Consider the following 17,041-nt stretch of genomic DNA (forward strand, 5'->3'; position numbering starts at 1 on the left):
GTGTTATACCGAGATAGTATGGCTACGCCACGCAAGCTATCAGAAATCAAATATAGGACTACTATTTGATTTTTGAACAGACACGTAGTGGCGTGACAAGCTTAAATTAGTGCATTAGAAAAAAAGCTGAAAACATTGATTCATCTAAATTTTATCAAAAATCTATTGCAACATTTTAGCCTTGCCACCCTAGTAGGGTGTGTTAGCGGTAGCGTAACGCACCAAAACCTTAATAATGGTGCGTTACGGACTTCATCCTAACGCACCCTACAATACTTAATTTTTTCATAAATCAAACCGGATTCCTATATTAGTCCTATATTATTATTCACTAATCTTAAAGAATGACTATTAAAAAGAAAATTGGCATTATTTTGGGTACACGACCGGAAGCGATTAAACTGGCTCCAGTCATTCAGGTATTTCAACAGTCGCCAAAATTTGAGTTGCAGGTCATTTTAACTGGACAGCATCGGGAGATGGTTGAGCAAGTGATGCAGCTGTTCCACCTGAAAGCTGATGATGATCTCGAAATTATGCAGCCTCAGCAAACTTTAAATGATATTACTTGCCGCAGTCTACAAGGTTTGGAAGCATTATTCCAAAAAAGTAAGCCGGATTTAGTCATAGTTCAGGGAGATACTACCACAGCTTTTGCTGCTGCTTTGGCAGCTTTTTATCAAAAAATTCCCGTTGGTCATGTAGAAGCGGGGTTAAGAACTGATGATTTATTTAATCCATATCCCGAAGAAGCCAATCGCCGGCTAATTTCTCAACTGACTCAATTACATTTTGCGCCAACTCCTTGGGCGGCGGAGAACTTAGAACGTTCTGGCGTTTTGGGAGAAATTCACATGACAGGTAACACCGTCATTGATGCACTATTAAATGTAGCTGCAACTAAACCCGCCTGTAATGTACCGGGTTTAAACTGGAACTCATATCGCACCTTGTTAGCTACAGTGCATCGGCGGGAAAATTGGGGAGAACCACTACAAGCGATCGCTCAAGCATTTTTAGAGATATTAGACAAGTTTCCGGATACAGCCTTACTGTTACCATTGCACCGTAACCCCACAGTCAGAGAACCATTACAGGCGCTGTTAGGAAATCATCCGCGGATCTTTTTGATTGAACCTTTAGATTATGGCGAATTGGTGGGAGCAATTGAGCGATCGCATTTCTTATTAACTGATTCTGGTGGTTTACAAGAAGAAGCCCCCAGCCTGGGAAAACCAGTATTGGTTCTCAGAGATACGACAGAAAGGCCAGAGGCTGTGACTGCCGGTACAGCTAAACTTGTAGGAACCACCACTGAGAATATTGTTCAAGCTGCGGGTGAGTTACTAAGTAATCCCAAAGTCTATGAAGCAATGGCAAACGCCATAAATCCCTATGGAGATGGTCATGCAGCCGCACGCATCTTAGAAATTGTGCAAAATTATTTTTAGTTAGCTTCTAAATATTGCACTCCGAGTTTCGGGTCCGACAATACCATCAACACGTAAATAATTCCGAGCCTGAAATTCTCGCACCACGCGAGTAGTAGTAGGGCCATAATATCCCGTTGGTTGCACACCCAAAGCTCTTTGAATTTCTGTCACAGCCGAACCGCGAGATCCCAAACCCAGAATAACTGGCCCACCCGTACCACCTTGGTTGCCATTTCTAAATATGGCATTCCGAGTTTGGGGGCCGACAATGCCATCCACACGTAAGTTATTCCGAGCTTGAAATTGTCGCACCACGCGAGTAGTAGTAGAGCCATAATATCCCGTTGGCTGCACACCCAAAGCTCTTTGAACTTCCGCCACAGCCGAACTGCGAGATCCTAAACTCAAATAAACTGGCCCACCAACACCACCACTAGTAATAGTTCTGACAGGGCGATTATTTGGTGTACTGCCAGTCCATCGAGCAGAAACGAATCCACTGGGAGACAGCCGAGCAAAACCATTGATAATTTCCGTAGTCGTGATTTGGGTACGATTAGGGATGCAATCCAAAACGCGGGAGTTGAGGTTGGCATCTTCACGGACACGCAGACAACTACCGTTAGTTGTGACGTATGAGACTGAAGCTGTCTGAGCGTGGGTGACTGTGGCAAAAAGTAAACTAATGCCAGCTAAAGCTAACCAGGCAGAAGATTTGAGAAAATTTATCCAACGGAATTTAAACTTGGGAAGATCATCTGCTTTGGCTGTAACTATCACAGCCGGCCGAAAGAGTTTTTTCCACTCGAACTGCAAGTTAGGAACATTGTATTCAATGTTTTCATTCGCTTCTTCGTTGGCCATAAACATATGAGAATAAGCCATGTAGTCCATAATGCGCTCCTTTATCCAATAAATTGAGAGTTACAAAGAAATTACTTGATTTTACTCTATCTTTAATTTTAGTGAATTGGACATTACAGTAATAATTCGCTTCCTGGTAGTTAAAAAAGGGAAATTCTCCAATTAATTGGAACTATAAAAAATATCAGTCCGAATTGGTAAGCCATTACGCCATATTTCCACACCTTCAGAGTTAACTAGGTAAGAAAAAGTACCATTATCGGCTCGATATCTATCTTGGCCAATATTCCAAGCTAGTATCTTAATCGGTGTACTTGATTTTTGCTTTAACTGCCCCAAATAAAATAACTGATCATTGTCTTGACAAATTTTGATCAAATTATTTGCGGTTTCACCTTGAAGAATTGTCACTCCACTGCATTCAGTCTCAAAGCTTACAGGTGCAGGATTTATCGGCATTGGTGGGGACGGTGGTTTTTGGTTTGTGGTTGCAGATGCCAATAAGCGAATGGGGTCAGCCGCTACCCGACCATTAGGATAAAATTCAAAATGCAAATGAGGGGCGGAACTATTACCTGTGGAACCCATTTCGGCAATAATTTGACCTTGTTCGACCTTTTGACCCTGACTCACGAATAAACGGCGATTGTGACCGTAAACTGTGACACTTTGATCAAGATGTTTAATTTCAATAGCCTTGCCTAATCCCCAATTATCCCAACCTGCTTTGACAACTGCACCGGATGCAGCTGCAAAAATAGGAGTCCCAGAGGCCCCGGCGATGTCAATTCCTTCGTGTTGATATTTGCGGAAGCCTTGAGAAATCAACCCTTGAGTTGGCCAGATCAAGTTAGAATCCGCAATGGGAAGATGCTGAATAGGAGAATCTTGTACTAACTCAGTCAAGGCAAAAGTATTTATACTTAGGACATTGATTAAACTCATTAATGTAATTAAGCCATAAGTAATAATATGAGCTTTTTTGATGAACATGATCATATAGACACTTTCTGATTAAGTGTTCTTTCAAGCCAACACGAGCAATATCAGGATAGTATATCGGTCAAATTGGCAACTTTTTAATTTGCTCAATCTCTGCGTACCTTTGCGCTTACCTCAGCGCCCCTCTGCGTTTAATATGAGGAACGAACCGCAAAGGACGCAAAGTACACAAAGAAAGAAAGAAAGAAAGAAAGAAAGAAATGGTATCAGCGCTCCTCTGCGTTTAAATGAGACTTATAGCTGGGGGACTGGGGAGTAGGGAGTTGGCTATATATGAAAAAAAACTCATGACCAGCAAGTTCAGGTTTAATCTGAGCATTACTTTCATGAGTTACGAAAATTATTTAATTATCGAATCAGGATTTGCTACTTTTTACTGCTTCGGTGACCACTAATTCCGGTTGTGGCTGTTCCTCTTCCTCTGGTAAGCCGAAAATCGATCTATATAACTTTACATACTGCTTGGCTGATTCATACCAACTGAAGTTCTGGCTCATACCACGTTTTTGTAATTCCTGCCATTGAGGTTGGAAACGGAAGCCTTCCCAAGCGCGGATCATACAGGTGAACAGGTCGAGGGGTTCATAGCGGTCAAAGCAATAACCAGTTCCGGCGGCGTTCATGGGGTCGTGGTGCGATACGGTGTCTACTAATCCACCTGTCCGGCGAACAATTGGGGGACAACCATAACGCAATGACATCATTTGACTGATACCGCAGGGTTCAAAGCGGCTAGGCATTAAGAAGGTATCAGCACCAGCATAAATCCGGCGAGATAGGGCATCGTTATACAGCAGATAAGTTGCCATGCGTCCAGGATAGCGAGATGCTAACTGCCACATTTGGGTTTCGTAATTGCGATCGCCTGTTCCCAATAACACGAATTGGGCATCTGTATAAGCCATGAACCGATCTAGCATTTGCAACAGCAAATCAATGCCTTTTTGCTCTACTAACCGTGTCACCATGCCAATTAAAAAGGCTTTGCTGTTAACTTCTAAACCCACTTCTTCTTGCAGAGCAATTTTATTCGCCTTGCGTTTATCTAGGGTATCGATAGTAAAGCTTTGAGCTAGGGCTTTATCGTTTCCGGGATCATAAACCTCAAGGTCTATACCGTTAATAATTCCCGATAACTTACCACTAATGAAAGAGAGCAAACCTTCTAGTGTTTCACCGTAAGCTGGGGTTTTGATTTGTTCGGCATAAGTGGGAGAAACTGTATTTACCCGGTCAGCAAACTGTACCGCCGCCGCCATCGTGTTATGTCCCTGCATATACCAAGGACACCAAGTAATTTTCTGTAAATACCAACTCCACGGCCCTTGATAAGCCAAGTTATGAATGGTGAAAACAGTGCTGATATCAGGGTCTTGGTGCATCCACACCGGAATCATTCCCGTGTGCCAATCGTGACAGTGGATAATTTCTGGTTTCCAGTAGTTCCAGCAAAATTCAGCTGCACCATTGGCAAAGAAAGTGAACCGCCAATCCTCACTTTCACCACCATAAATTCGGCGGGGTAAAAAGGCAGGATGTCCAAATAAGTACAAGGGAACATCAGTACCAGGTAAAACGCTTTCGTAAACGTCGAAGTCCTGGAACATGGCAGATCCCTTCCAAATCGGTGCTTCAGGAACCTCCATTTTGTCTGGGAGGAAGCCGTAATAAGGTAAGAAGATGCGGACATCATGCCCCATTTTTCTCAAAATTTTGGGCAATGCACCCACAACATCCCCCATTCCTCCCACTTTCGCAACGGGAGCTGCTTCTGCTGCAACGAATAGAATCCGCATGGTAGTTTTTATTTCCCTGGTTGTGCTGATCAGTTTTCAGTTGTCAATGAACACTTATTTAGTTTTTCACTGTTTACTGCTTACTGATTACCCATCTAATCACATCTGCTTACCCAATAGCTTAGGAACCCCGTTGGATCTCGGTAAATATTTCCTCTAAGATTTCCTGTGCGCCTTGTTTCCTTAACAGCGCTGCTAGCTCTGCGCCTAATTGTTCAGCATCTTTCGCAGCACCTGTTACAGTGTCTTGGACTAATTTTTGACCATCGACGCTGGCAACTATGCCGCTGAGAGTTAATTGATCACCCTCTATGACTGTATTTACACCAATGGGTACTTGACAACCGCCTTCGAGAATCCGTAAAAATGATCTTTCGGCGAGACAGCGATCGCGTGTTTCGGTATGTTCAATAGCTTTGAGGATGGTGATGATTTCGGTGTCATCAGCCCGGCATTCGATGCCTAAAGCCCCTTGTCCGACTGCGTGGAGCGAAATTTCTTTGGGGAGAATTTGATGCACGCGATCGCTCATTCCCAAGCGCTGTAAACCGGCGGCTGCTAAAATCAAGGCATCATATTCGCCTGAATCCAGTTTTTTCAAGCGTGTATTTAAATTTCCCCGGACATCTTTAAAAGTAAAATGGGGGAATTTGTGGCGTAACTGTGCTAGTCGTCTTAAAGAAGATGTACCAATTACTGCGCCTGCTGGCAAAGTTTCAATTTGTTTATCTTTATACTTTTCATGTACAACTAGGGCATCAGCTGGGTTTTCCCGCTCTGTAATAACTGCCAAAGTTAACCCGGATGGTAAATTAGTTGGTAGATCCTTCAAGGAATGAACTGCAAAATCAATTTCCTGATTGAGCATTCCCACTTCCAATTCTTTAGTAAATAGTCCTTTATCGCCAATTTTGGCTAATGCTACATCCAGGATATTGTCGCCTTGGGTAGACATGGTATGGACTTCAAAAGAGATATCAGGAAAGCTTTTCTGGAGTTGGTCTCTTACCCAGTGAGTTTGAACTAGGGCGAGTTGACTTTTACGAGAACCAATGCGGATAGTGCGCGCAGGGCTGGAAACAACTGAAGTCATAAAAGAATATGTCAAACCAGGCGATAAATAGACTCTCATCTAGACTACCGCAGTGGGTGAGTCTTCGGATTGTTATTGTCTAGTTGAGGTAAACTTTATTCTGGTTTTTTTACATTTGTTTACATTTTGGGTAATCCTCAACCAATCAAACGGCCAATGGAATTGACTGCTACACAAAGGAGGACTATCAGGACTGACAATTAAAAAAATATTCCATTGCTAAGGTAAGCAGGGGAGCAGGCTTGCCGTGAGCGTAGCCGAATGGGAGCAGGGAGCAGGGGGATAAAGAACAAATATGGTCTGATGAAATGGGGCAATTTATTTTCTGGAAATCCTTAAAAAAAGGCAAATCGGTCACTTGATAGAAGTGATAATTTTACGGTGATGTTATGAATAATTTGGTATCTTATTGATTAAAACTTAATCTTTAACTCTATGAACCGTTCCGCTTGCCTGATTTTTAATCCAGTTGCGGGTCAAGGTAATCCAGAAGTAGAACTGGAAATGATTCGAGCATTATTAGAGCCAGAAATTGACCTGGATATTTATCAAACCACGCCAGAACTTGGTGCTGAGGAACTGGCGCAAGCAGCTGTAGAACGGGGTGTGGAAGCGATTATTGCTTCCGGGGGAGATGGTACTTTGTCGGCGGCGGCTATGGCTATCGTCGGGACTGATATTCCCCTTGGTATAATTTCACGGGGAACTGCTAACGCTTTTGCCGCAGCATTGAGAATACCTGACACCATTGACGCTGCTTGTCAGACAATTTTGCAGGGACAAACTCGGTATGTGGATGCAGCTTATTGTAATGGTAAGCCGATGGTACTACTGGCAGGTATTGGTTTTGAAGCGGAAACCGTAGAACTGGCAGACCGGGACGCGAAAAGACGCTTTGGGATTATGGCTTATGTTTTAGCCGGGGTGCAACAACTGCGGAATTTACAGAGTTTTGAAGTTGAAATTGAAACTGAGGATAGAATCATTACAACGACGGCCTCAGCTGTGACAGTGGCTAATGCTGCTCCTCCTAGTTCTGTCTTGGCTCAGGGGCCAGCCGGGATCATTTATGATGATGGATTACTAGATTTGACCATAGTGGCTCCCGAAAGTAAAGCCGGAGCGATCGCCGCAACATTTCATCTATTCCAAACAGCTTCAACGAGTAGCGCTGTAGAACGAGACGATATTGGCTACCTGCGAGGAAAACGATTTAAAATTAATGCTGAACCTCCTCAAAAGGTGGTTTTAGATGGTGAAATGATTGGCACAACTCCCGTTGAAGTTCATTGTGTCCCATCAGGCTTGAAAATTTTTGTGCCTTTGAATCAAGCCATTGGTCCGGCGGAAAAACTAGAGGGTCTTCCTAATTTGACGATTGAGATCAAAAACTCAAAGGAAGCATGGGGAAATGAGTCAGGTCTAGAAGCAACAATTAACACTGAGGAGTAAGTCGTATTGAAACTCGTTTCTGATCCAGCGATCGCTAAAAAAATTAGTAAAATGCAGCAACGGGTCAAATGGCAAGACCCGTTAATTTTAGAGCGTGGTATTGACCAAACTCGCCTGGTGTTAGCAGATGATCAGGCTAATGATCGTGATTTTTCTTTTTTGGTTGTAGGTGACAGTGGTACTGGTAGTCACCGGGGACATAATCCACAGCGACAGGTTGCGAAACAAATGCTACCCCATCATGCTGAATGTAGTTTTATGCTGCACACAGGTGATGTAATTTATTTGGTGGGGTCGAGTGAATATTACCAGCAGAACTTTATCCGACCTTACCGAGAATTTCTTGTGGGTGGAGAACATCCAGAAAAGATTGATTACGACCAAATGGTTTTTAAATTGCCCATTTTACCAGTACCGGGAAATCATGATTATTATGACTTACCAGTTATTTTAAGTTTGCTTTCTTTTACCACTTTACCGATTCGGCGGTTATTGCGATCGCAATTAGATATGGATGTGGGCTTACATGGTTCTAGGAAGGGTAGCGCCTATGCAAAGGCATTTTTGGACTATCTCAAGGCATTTGAGCTTCCAGGTGAGTTAGCCCAACACTTAGATAATTACTATACGGCTCACACAGATACTGGTCGTTGTCTCAATTACCAACCAGGGCATTTTACCCGCTTACCAAATCGCTATTACACGTTTTGTCACCGGGGGATTGACTTTTTTGCCCTAGATTCCAACACAATTAATGAACCAGCACCAATCCCAAAAACCCGTGCAGGTAGAGAACAGCGTAAAATTTTAGAAAAACGCCGTCAGGAGTTTGAGCAGGAAAAGCTGCAAATCATGGAAACTTCCGCCCAGCTAAATCCGGACAATCCCAGCGACGCGGAGAAACTCGATGATTTGCAGGGTCAAATCTCACTAATTGAGGAATGGATTGTTGATATCGAGAAGCAATTAAACACGGATAAAAACAGCATCACGGATATTGAACAACTGGAGTGGCTAAAACAAAGACTAATTAAATCTTGGCACACCGCAGATATACGGGCAAGGGTAATTTATTTTCACCATCCGCCTTATGTAACTGAGTCAACAAAATGGCAACAGGCGCAAACTTTAGCGGTTCGCGATCGCTTGCGTGATGTTCTGGATGCAGTAGCCGCAGAAGTCGGTGATTTGACTCAGGGACGGCCTCTAGTAGATTTAGTCTTAAATGGTCATGCTCATTGCTTAGAACACCTGCAAACTTTGGACACAGGACACGCCGATGCTCATATTAACTGGGTGATTTGTGGCGGTAGTGGCTATAGTCTGCGTCGCCAAAGAAGTGAAGGCGGAGATTTAAGGGAAACCGTGGGAGATACAAATAAATTAGTAGCGCGATCGCAATTGTATATCGGTCGTCATGGTCACAGTTCTGAAAAGAAACGACCTTATTCTAGTTTACGCATTGATGTCACAGGCGATGCCCATCCTAAATTTATTGTCCGTCCCTTAATCGCTGAATGGCATCAAAGGCAATGGCATAATTACGAAATTAAATCTTTTACCATTTGAAGATTCTTTTAGCTCCTTTTTGATTCAGGTGAGGGACGGAGTTTTATTAAATTTTAGCGATCGCTAAATTCTTCCTGGGCCTTTACCCCTGGTGTCACCCTTTTCTGTTAACTTACCTTCTTGATCCTCATTGACTTCTCGGAGTTCTTCAACCCGATCGGCGCTATCTTGGATAGCGTTTTTTCGCGCGTCTCCCGGTGTTTCATAATACATTTCCGGCTCCACAGCGTAGTTATTCACTAAACCTTCTTGGTCTATTGTGTAACCATCAGTGGTATTTATACTCTCTGTATTGCTTTGGTCATTTGTGGATGCATCTTCCTGGGTTTCTTCCGTGGGAAGAGTTTTATAGTTGTCGCCTTCTCTTTGTTTACGAGCTGCGGTTTCGGCAGGTATTATGCCTCTATCATAACTATCTGAATCTACACGTTCAGATGAATCTGTAGCTTTATTAACTTTTTTACTAGTCATATATTCTTATGCCTTTTTAAAAGAACTGCGAGAACTAGATTAAACTGATGAAAATAATAAATCTACTATCTTTAGAAGTAATTGAAATTAATAATTTCTATTTTTTATCTCTTTAGACATAGGCTGCATTCTAATTTAATCCTACACAAGCATCTTATCCCCTCTCCTTAGCAAGGCTACGGTGTACACACAAATCTTGCCTGTCTGCGTTTGAGCCTGTTTAGCCCCCTAAATCCCCCAAGTTTGGGGGACTTTGAAAATTCTTGTTCCCCCAGAATTGGGGGTTAGGGGGCGATTCGATCACTTGTGTGTACACTGTAGCCTTAGCAAGGAGAGGGGCTGGGGGTGAGGTTCTATATTTAATAAAATTACTCGCCCACAATTTCTTGTTTGAATAAGCGAATTTTCTCAGTTAATTCTTGGCGAGTTTCAGATTTAGTCAGATAACGCAAACTAAACCAAGTGAAATAACCAATTCCAATCAACTCAAAAGTTGGTGATAGTAGAGGAACACCATTGATTGCTGCTAATATGGCGATTACTACTTTAAGCGTAATAATTGCTGTCAAAATTAAAGCAACATTAAGCAAAGAGCGCTGATTTTTCTGAAAAAAGCTACTTATATATTCAGGAAGTTGTGCTAAAAAGTGATTTGTTTTTCTCGCCACTCGTCGCCATTGAGCTTCCGGTTCATAAGCTGGAGGTAGCTGAGGTAAATTTGCAGTTTCTCCGCCGCTTGATGGTAGCATTCGACCAGGTGCAATGGCGTTATCTATTGCATCAAATGCTTCTAGTTGCTTTTGTTCAGTTTCCATAGTTTTTTTATTTTGGTAGCTAGAGTATTTCTTCCAAAATACTTGAAATGAATACAGATCACAATCGGTTTTGTGATCTGGATGAAAATTTTTTACTAAATTGGGGAATATAAAATAAACGGGATATCCTGGTAATGAGGAAATATCTTCCTCACTACGCTGGAATTTAGCTCAGGAAGCGCCGATGAGACATGGGCGGGAAAATCAACCAATTTAGCCCTGTGGTGGAGCCACGACGGCCTTAACAATCACATCATTCACACCATTAATTTCTTGGGCTAATGGTTTAATTTTAGATAACTCATTTGGCTCATTTACAGTTCCGGATACAGTGACTATACCTTCTTCTGTCGCCTCAACTGTTAATATGCCATCGGGGATATTAGCCTCCAACTTAGAACGCACTTCACTGGCTAAGTCTTCCGCAGTTCTATCGGTAAGATCGCCACCAGCGGCCAAATTTCTCTCTTCACGAGCGCGAATGTCTGCATCTAGTTGATCTCTGCGAACTTCGCTCTGAGACTCTTCTAGAGAGGCTTCTCTTTGTTCTGCTGTTGGTACTTCTCCCACTTGACCTGGAGCCGGAGCTGCTGAATCTGTTCTCGCAGTGTCATTACAAGCAGCCGCACCGAACAATAAAACGCAACTAATTAAGAAAGGAGTTAGTTTTTTCATTTTTGTAAGTCTTCCTCACAAATTCAAATTTTGACAATATCTCGACGTTTTTAGGAGTAGCGAGCCACAAGTTTTGATGCTCTTCCTACTCCTCACGAAATGAACCTGTTGTAACTGATAACTAAATAGGATTAAACCTTGTGATCACGATTGTCAACAATTATTACTGATGGTTCATCGCGATCGCTTGTGGCTGAGTAATTGGTACGAACTGGATCTACAACTGGTGTCGTCTCACGTCTGATGGAATCATGCTCTGAGTAATGTTCTCTGTGTTCATTCGGGTAGTCATAAACACCAAACTCTTCAATACCGTAGCGTTTGAAAATTTGTTCGGCTCTGGCAATTTCTGCGTCTGTGCCTTCCACCATGACTAAATAATGTCCTCGTTCAACTCGCTGGTGATAAACTTTGGCTCGTTCTTCGGGAATTCCTAAGCCGATTAATGCCCCAAGTAAGCCACCTGCTGCTGCACCAATACCAGCTCCAGCCAGAGTTGTAGCCAAAGTTGTTGCTGTTGCACCTGCGAGCATAATTGGTCCAATTCCAGGAATTGCTAAAGTTCCCAGACCAACTAATAAGCCAGCTACACCGCCCAAAGTACCGCCAGTCACAGCCCCAGCTGTTGCACCTTCATCGGCTTTATTACCGATTCGTTCTGTGACTTTAGTCCCAGCAACATCATCTTTATGATCTGCATCTTTGGCAATCACAGAAACTCTATCCATTGGAAAGCCGGAATTTTTCAATTCATGCAGTGCTTGTTCAGTCTCTCTACGATTAGAAAAAGTACCTACAGCTCTTCTGTGCGCGCTAACAACCATTTTAAATGCTCCTAATTCAATTCTCTGTAAATTTGCCCTTTAATTTACCTACAATAACAATCACTATTGAGGTAACTAAGTAAATTATTAAAGTGCATTCCTTTAGAAAATTACTATCAACTTCTCTATTTACACATCTTCGGAAAAAATTCACATCAATCCCTTGACATAATTCTCCTCTATGTCATTAGACATAAGTAGATTTAGATAAATCATCAGTCGTTTAATTAGTATTTAAATTTTATATAGCATTGATCATCTGGTAGAGAGACGATTAATGATGTCTCTATAAATAGAAAGAATTAATCAGCTACAATTCAACAAAGATCAGGTCAATTAAATTACTCCATAAAAAAATATAACTTTTGGACAGGGGATTTATTACCTAAGAAAGTGTATGTCTAGATAATTGGCAATCTAAACTGTGTTAAGTAAGCCTTTTTAGCAAGAAATGGCTTTAATTTGACCGCTACTAGGGAAATAAAATTATGTTTCAAGGTGTGGAACCCATTTTACGAGGGGTTTGGCTATCTATGGAAATAGCACCCGGAAATGGAACTTCAGAAATTTTCATCCCAGAACAAGTATCATTAGTCTTTTCTGGGAATAAGTTCATAGTCGCACTATTAGCCGGAACTTTAATGGCTTTGGCTTTCCAATTTTTGTTGACAAACTTTTCACTAGCTGTAGGAATTTTGTCTTTAGGAAATGATGGTGCTGGCTCCGAGTCGAGTACCTGGAGCGGTACGATTCGCCGAGTTGAAACTAAAATAAGTTTTTGGGCATTAATCACCATCAGTATGGCACTATTCATTGCTTGTTTTCTGGCAGTGAAATTGAGCTTAATTGAAAGTATGCTCTTAGGTGCAATTATGGGTGTGGTTATCTGGTCTACCTATTTTACATTGATAGTTTGGCTAGGTTCATCAACTCTGGGTTCTTTGGTTGGCTCTTTTATCAATACGACAAATGCGGGATTACAGGCGATATTAGGAACTGTAACTGCGACAATTGGCAGCAATGCGGCGAAAAAGCAAGCGGTTGCTACTGCTGAGGAAATTACAGATGCTGTCCGGCGAGAATTAACTTCAGGTTTAGATGCTGAAGGTTTCCAAAATACGCTGCAAAGTTCTTTGAAATCCCTGCAAATACCGGAAATTAATTTAGGAGATGTTCGCCAAAAATTTGCTCAAATTCTCAGTGATGTAGATTTAGCATCTCTTGGTGATGGTGATTTACTAGAAAATATCAACCGCGAAACATTTATTGATTTAATTAGCAGTCAAGGCAATTTATCCAAACAACAAATTAATCAAATTGCTGACCAACTGGAAGAGGTTTGGAAACAAGTTATTGCTCGTCAAAATCCCACTGAGCAAGTGATTAATTTGCTGAAATCTGCGACACCTGAAGAGTTAAAGTCAGAAAATTTAGGTGAACGGCTTCAGGAATTGGTGGGAGTGAGAGAAAATGGCAATGGTCGGAATAGTTTAATCAAACAAGGGATGCAATATGGCTTGGGTGCTGCTGGTACAGCAGTATTAAATCGGGTAGATTTTTCTGATATCGATATAGAAAAAATTACAACTCAAGTACAAAAGCTGAGAGAGAAAATTCAAGATATAGATGTTGAGGAAATTACACACCAGTTAGAAAATATCAGAGATAAAACTACTGCACAAATAGCTGCAAGATTACCACAGCAACCGGAAAATACAATCAAGGCGGATGTGGAAGATTACATTCTTAATTCTTTACCTTGGCATTTTAACCGCATCACCATTAGAGATGAATTTCAAGAAGTTATCTATGACCCCCAAGCAGATCCGACAACGACACGCCGGGAATTGTCCCAAATTAATCAAGAGGATTTGAGAAATTGGCTCCAACAGCGCGGTGATATCAGCGAGGGGAGAGTCACGGAAATTACTCAACAAATGGAAAGCATTCGGGAGGAAGTTTTAGAAATTGTCCAACAGGCGGAGGTACGCGAGAAAGGTGAAGAACTGCGCTTGGGGATAGAAAATTATTTGCGTTCTACAAGTAAAGCGGAACTGAATGCTGAGGCTATTGAACGAGATTTCAGCAGTTTATTAGCAGACTTTACAGATTTAGAGATTGGTTTACAAGCCTTTGACCGTGATGCTTGTCTGCGATTACTTTCCCATCGTCAAGATGTGAGTGAAACAGAAGCTGATCAGATTGTGAGTCAATTGGAAAGTATCTGCGAACGCGTTTTGAATCAAGAACGAGAACGCCAAGCACAAGCAACAGAGACAGCTAATCAATTATGGCAAAGAATTGAAGAATATCTGCGGAATACGAATAAAGACGAATTGAATCCTGAAGGTATTAAACGTGAATTTGGCGCTCTACTAGAACAGCCAGAAGTCGGGATTAATTTAATTCGCACCCGTTTATCTCATTTTAACCGGGATACAGTTGTGAAATTGCTGAGTCAACGGCAAGATTTGAGCGAGTCAGAGGTAAACCGGATATTTGACCAAATTCAAGCAGTAGGCGATCGCATTTTACAAGCACCGCAAGCAACAGTCGATCAATTAGCTGAATATCTCCGCAATACGAACTTGGAAGAACTCAACCCCGAAGGTATTAGGGGAGATTTGGAAACATTACTCGCTGATCCAAGAGAGGGTGCTTTAGCATTCCGTCATCGCCTATCTCAAATTGACCGTGAAACTTTGGTTAAACTCCTCAGTCAAAGCCAAGATTTGAGCGAAGAGCAAGTTAATCGGAGAATTGATCAGGTACAAGAGGCGATTAACAGTATTATTAAAGCGCCAAGACGTTACGCTAGTCGTGCTGCTCAAAGAGTTACGGATTTTGAAACTCATCTGGAAAATTATCTGCGTCATACCGATAAAGAAGAACTCAACCCCGAAAGCATCAAACGTGATCTGCAATTGTTGCTGCGAGATCCACAAGTGGGAGTGGGAAATTTAGGCGATCGCCTGGCTAAATTTGACCGTTCCACAATTGTGGCTTTACTATCGCAACGGGAAGATATTTCGGAAGAGGAAGCTAACCGGATTGTGGATCAAATTGAGTCGGTAAGGGATTCAATTGTCGGTCAATTGCAGCAGGTTCAGGAAAGGTTGCAATCGGTAATTGATGGGGTTTTTGGTAAAATCCGCGATTACCTCAACTCCTTGGAGCGTCCAGAACTGAATTACGAAAGCATTCAGCAGGACTTCGCGAAATTATTTGATGATCCTCAAGCGGGATTTGAAGCTTTGCGCGATCGCCTAAGTCAATTTGATAGTGATACCCTAGTTGCTATCCTCAGTTCTCGTGAAGATATTACCCCAGAGGATGCTAACCGAATTATCAACCAAATCGAAGCGGCGCGGGATGGTGTATTACAAAGAGGTGAACGCATCCAGCAAGAAGTGCAAAAACGCCTAGAAGCAATTCAAGAACAAGCCAAACAGCAAGCGGAGGAAACTAAAAGAATTGTGGCGAATGCGGCTTGGTGGCTATTTGGTACGGCTGTGACTTCTCTTTGTGCGAGTGCGATCGCCGGAGCCTTAGCAACTCAACTGCGGTATATGATATACATTCCCCCAATGTAGAGAGCAATCAGAGTCAGTCCATCCCAAGTCACATAGATTTGGGTGCGACTGACAGCATGATATATTAGTCCAGCCGTTGCGACTGAAGTCATAATCATCGCAATAATCGCAGTTAACAGATGCACCTGACTAATTTCCAACCACAAATTCCCTTTCAGGTAAACCACATCGTAAACGCCCAGAATTGCTAAATTCCAGAGATTAGAACCAAAAAGATTCGACACAGCCATTTCCACTGCATTCATGCGAATTGCTTCCACAGATACCACCACTTCCGGTAATGATGTCGCCCCAGCTAGCAACAGCGCCCCCACAAAGCTTTGTCCTAGTCCCGTAGCTGCGGAAACCTGGTCACCCAAAAACGCCAACCAAACCCCCAGGACTACAGTAGCTAGAGAAAGTAAGGTGAAATTTAAATAAGCTTGTCCGCGCTTAATGTGTTGGTATTGCAAAGCTTCCGGTTCTGCTTCTAAAATAGCAGCGGCGCGTCGTCGCATTTCAAACTGCGTCATCATTTTGGCGCTGACGATATAAAGCAAAATTAATAACAAACTGGGAACACCAACCCATCCTAAAGTCAAATAAATTCCTTGCTGAGTCAATAGCATTCCCGCCGCAGTTACGCCCAACATCGTACAACCCAGACTAGCTGCGAGTCCCAGCCCCACTGGTGCGCGTTTGAGTAATGGTTCGCGTCCGCTAAAAATATCCAGCAGTCCCAGAATCATCAAATTGAACAGACAACTACCTAAAATTGCTCCTGCGGCTAAGTCTGGGGCGTTTAAGACAGTAACTGCACTGACACCTGTAGCCAATTCGGGTAAAGATGTGACACCAGATAATAGTAGACCACCAACCCAGGTACGCCCCAGCCCAGTTTTCTCTGCGACAACATCAGCACTTTGGGAAAGCCGCATTCCCACAGCAATTACGGCGAGGAAACAGATTATAACTTGAAGGAAAAGGAACATAGAGAATAAAAAGTGTGGGGATTTGATGCACTATTAAAATACAACAATTACGAATTACGAACTATAGCCATCCTATTTGATTTATGAATTTATCGAACCGCCAAGTCGCCAAGGTCGCCAAGTGAAGAAGTAAACAGGTTCATAAATGATTTAGGACTGCTATATGAACTACAAATTACGTAGCTTGCTTCTCGCCTTTGGCGAGTATTAGGAATTAGGAATTACGAACGACTTTTAAGGTTTTGAGACTAGTATCTGCACAACCAGAGATGAATCCACCCATTGATTGAATTTGTTGTAAATATTCTAAAGCTGCTGGTGTAATTAGTTCTCCCGGCATTAAAATGGGGATTCCTGGAGGATAAGGACAGACAATTTCAGTACAGATGCGATCGCATATTTCTGACAAAGGCAAAGTTTCACTAACGGCAAAAAAAGCTTGACGGGGAGAAATACATCCTAAATTATCCCATACAACGAACC

Annotated in this window: 13 protein-coding genes and 1 pseudogene; 4 read left to right on the forward strand and 10 right to left on the reverse strand. The window is 42.3% G+C overall.

Annotated elements, in window-relative coordinates; translation table 11 throughout:
* Positions 1-344: 344 nt before the first annotated feature.
* A complete protein-coding gene (gene wecB, locus AACX33_RS01130; protein ID WP_193998500.1) occupies positions 345-1,451 on the forward strand; it encodes a non-hydrolyzing UDP-N-acetylglucosamine 2-epimerase in 1,107 nt (368 codons plus the stop codon).
* Here the strand turns inward: wecB and AACX33_RS01135 are convergent, their stop codons facing one another.
* The 4 genes from AACX33_RS01135 to hemC form a co-directional block, all read right to left on the reverse strand.
* Entirely contained in the window at positions 1,452-2,318 is an 867-nt protein-coding gene (locus AACX33_RS01135) for a peptidoglycan-binding domain-containing protein (RefSeq protein ID WP_193998499.1), read from the reverse strand. It lies immediately after the preceding gene.
* Positions 2,319-2,459: 141 nt separating this feature from the next.
* A complete protein-coding gene (locus AACX33_RS01140) occupies positions 2,460-3,296 on the reverse strand; it encodes a M23 family metallopeptidase (RefSeq protein ID WP_193998498.1) in 837 nt (278 codons plus the stop codon).
* A 359-nt stretch (positions 3,297-3,655) separates the two neighbouring features.
* Positions 3,656-5,095, reverse strand: a complete 1,440-nt coding sequence (gene glgA / locus AACX33_RS01145; protein WP_193998497.1) for a glycogen synthase GlgA — start codon at positions 5,093-5,095, stop codon at positions 3,656-3,658.
* 121 nt (positions 5,096-5,216) lie between these two features.
* Positions 5,217-6,188 (reverse strand): hydroxymethylbilane synthase, encoded by a 972-nt coding sequence (gene hemC / locus AACX33_RS01150; RefSeq protein ID WP_193998496.1) that lies wholly within the window; start codon positions 6,186-6,188, stop codon positions 5,217-5,219.
* Positions 6,189-6,623: 435 nt separating this feature from the next.
* Here hemC and AACX33_RS01155 point away from each other — a divergent pair, with 435 nt between their 5' ends.
* Positions 6,624-7,640, forward strand: a complete 1,017-nt coding sequence (locus AACX33_RS01155) for a YegS/Rv2252/BmrU family lipid kinase (RefSeq protein WP_193998495.1) — start codon at positions 6,624-6,626, stop codon at positions 7,638-7,640.
* A 6-nt stretch (positions 7,641-7,646) separates the two neighbouring features.
* Entirely contained in the window at positions 7,647-9,209 is a 1,563-nt protein-coding gene (locus AACX33_RS01160) for a metallophosphoesterase family protein (protein ID WP_193998494.1), read from the forward strand.
* A 63-nt stretch (positions 9,210-9,272) separates the two neighbouring features.
* On the opposite strand, the gene AACX33_RS01165 is transcribed toward AACX33_RS01160, so the two are convergent.
* The 4 genes from AACX33_RS01165 to AACX33_RS01180 form a co-directional block, all read right to left on the reverse strand.
* A complete protein-coding gene (locus AACX33_RS01165; RefSeq protein WP_193998493.1) occupies positions 9,273-9,680 on the reverse strand; it encodes a hypothetical protein in 408 nt (135 codons plus the stop codon).
* 368 nt (positions 9,681-10,048) lie between these two features.
* Positions 10,049-10,495 carry a CAAD domain-containing protein gene (locus tag AACX33_RS01170; protein WP_193998492.1) on the reverse strand — a complete coding sequence of 149 codons (447 nt, stop codon included), beginning with the start codon at positions 10,493-10,495 and terminating at the stop codon, positions 10,049-10,051.
* Positions 10,496-10,708: 213 nt separating this feature from the next.
* The gene (locus AACX33_RS01175) at positions 10,709-11,170 is read right to left on the reverse strand and encodes a BON domain-containing protein (protein WP_193998491.1); all 462 of its coding nucleotides are present in this window, start codon (positions 11,168-11,170) and stop codon (positions 10,709-10,711) included.
* A gap of 131 nt (positions 11,171-11,301) precedes the next feature.
* Positions 11,302-11,994, reverse strand: coding sequence for a general stress protein (locus AACX33_RS01180; protein ID WP_193998490.1), 693 nt, complete (start codon positions 11,992-11,994; stop codon positions 11,302-11,304).
* Between the two features lie 488 nt (positions 11,995-12,482).
* Between AACX33_RS01180 and AACX33_RS01185 the strand changes: the two genes are divergently transcribed.
* Positions 12,483-15,587 carry an MFS transporter gene (locus AACX33_RS01185; protein WP_193998489.1) on the forward strand — a complete coding sequence of 1,035 codons (3,105 nt, stop codon included), beginning with the start codon at positions 12,483-12,485 and terminating at the stop codon, positions 15,585-15,587.
* Here AACX33_RS01185 and AACX33_RS01190 read toward each other — a convergent pair.
* Positions 15,551-16,558 (reverse strand): sodium:calcium antiporter, encoded by a 1,008-nt coding sequence (locus AACX33_RS01190; protein ID WP_193998488.1) that lies wholly within the window; start codon positions 16,556-16,558, stop codon positions 15,551-15,553. The two genes, AACX33_RS01185 and AACX33_RS01190, sit on opposite strands and share 37 nt — an antisense overlap.
* Before the next feature lie 214 nt (positions 16,559-16,772).
* Positions 16,773-17,041 (reverse strand): annotated as a pseudogene (locus AACX33_RS01195) (arginine decarboxylase); the annotation flags it as partial.

It is taken from the genome of Nodularia sp. LEGE 04288 (assembly GCF_963896525.1).
Taxonomy (GTDB): Bacteria; Cyanobacteriota; Cyanobacteriia; order Cyanobacteriales; family Nostocaceae; genus Nodularia.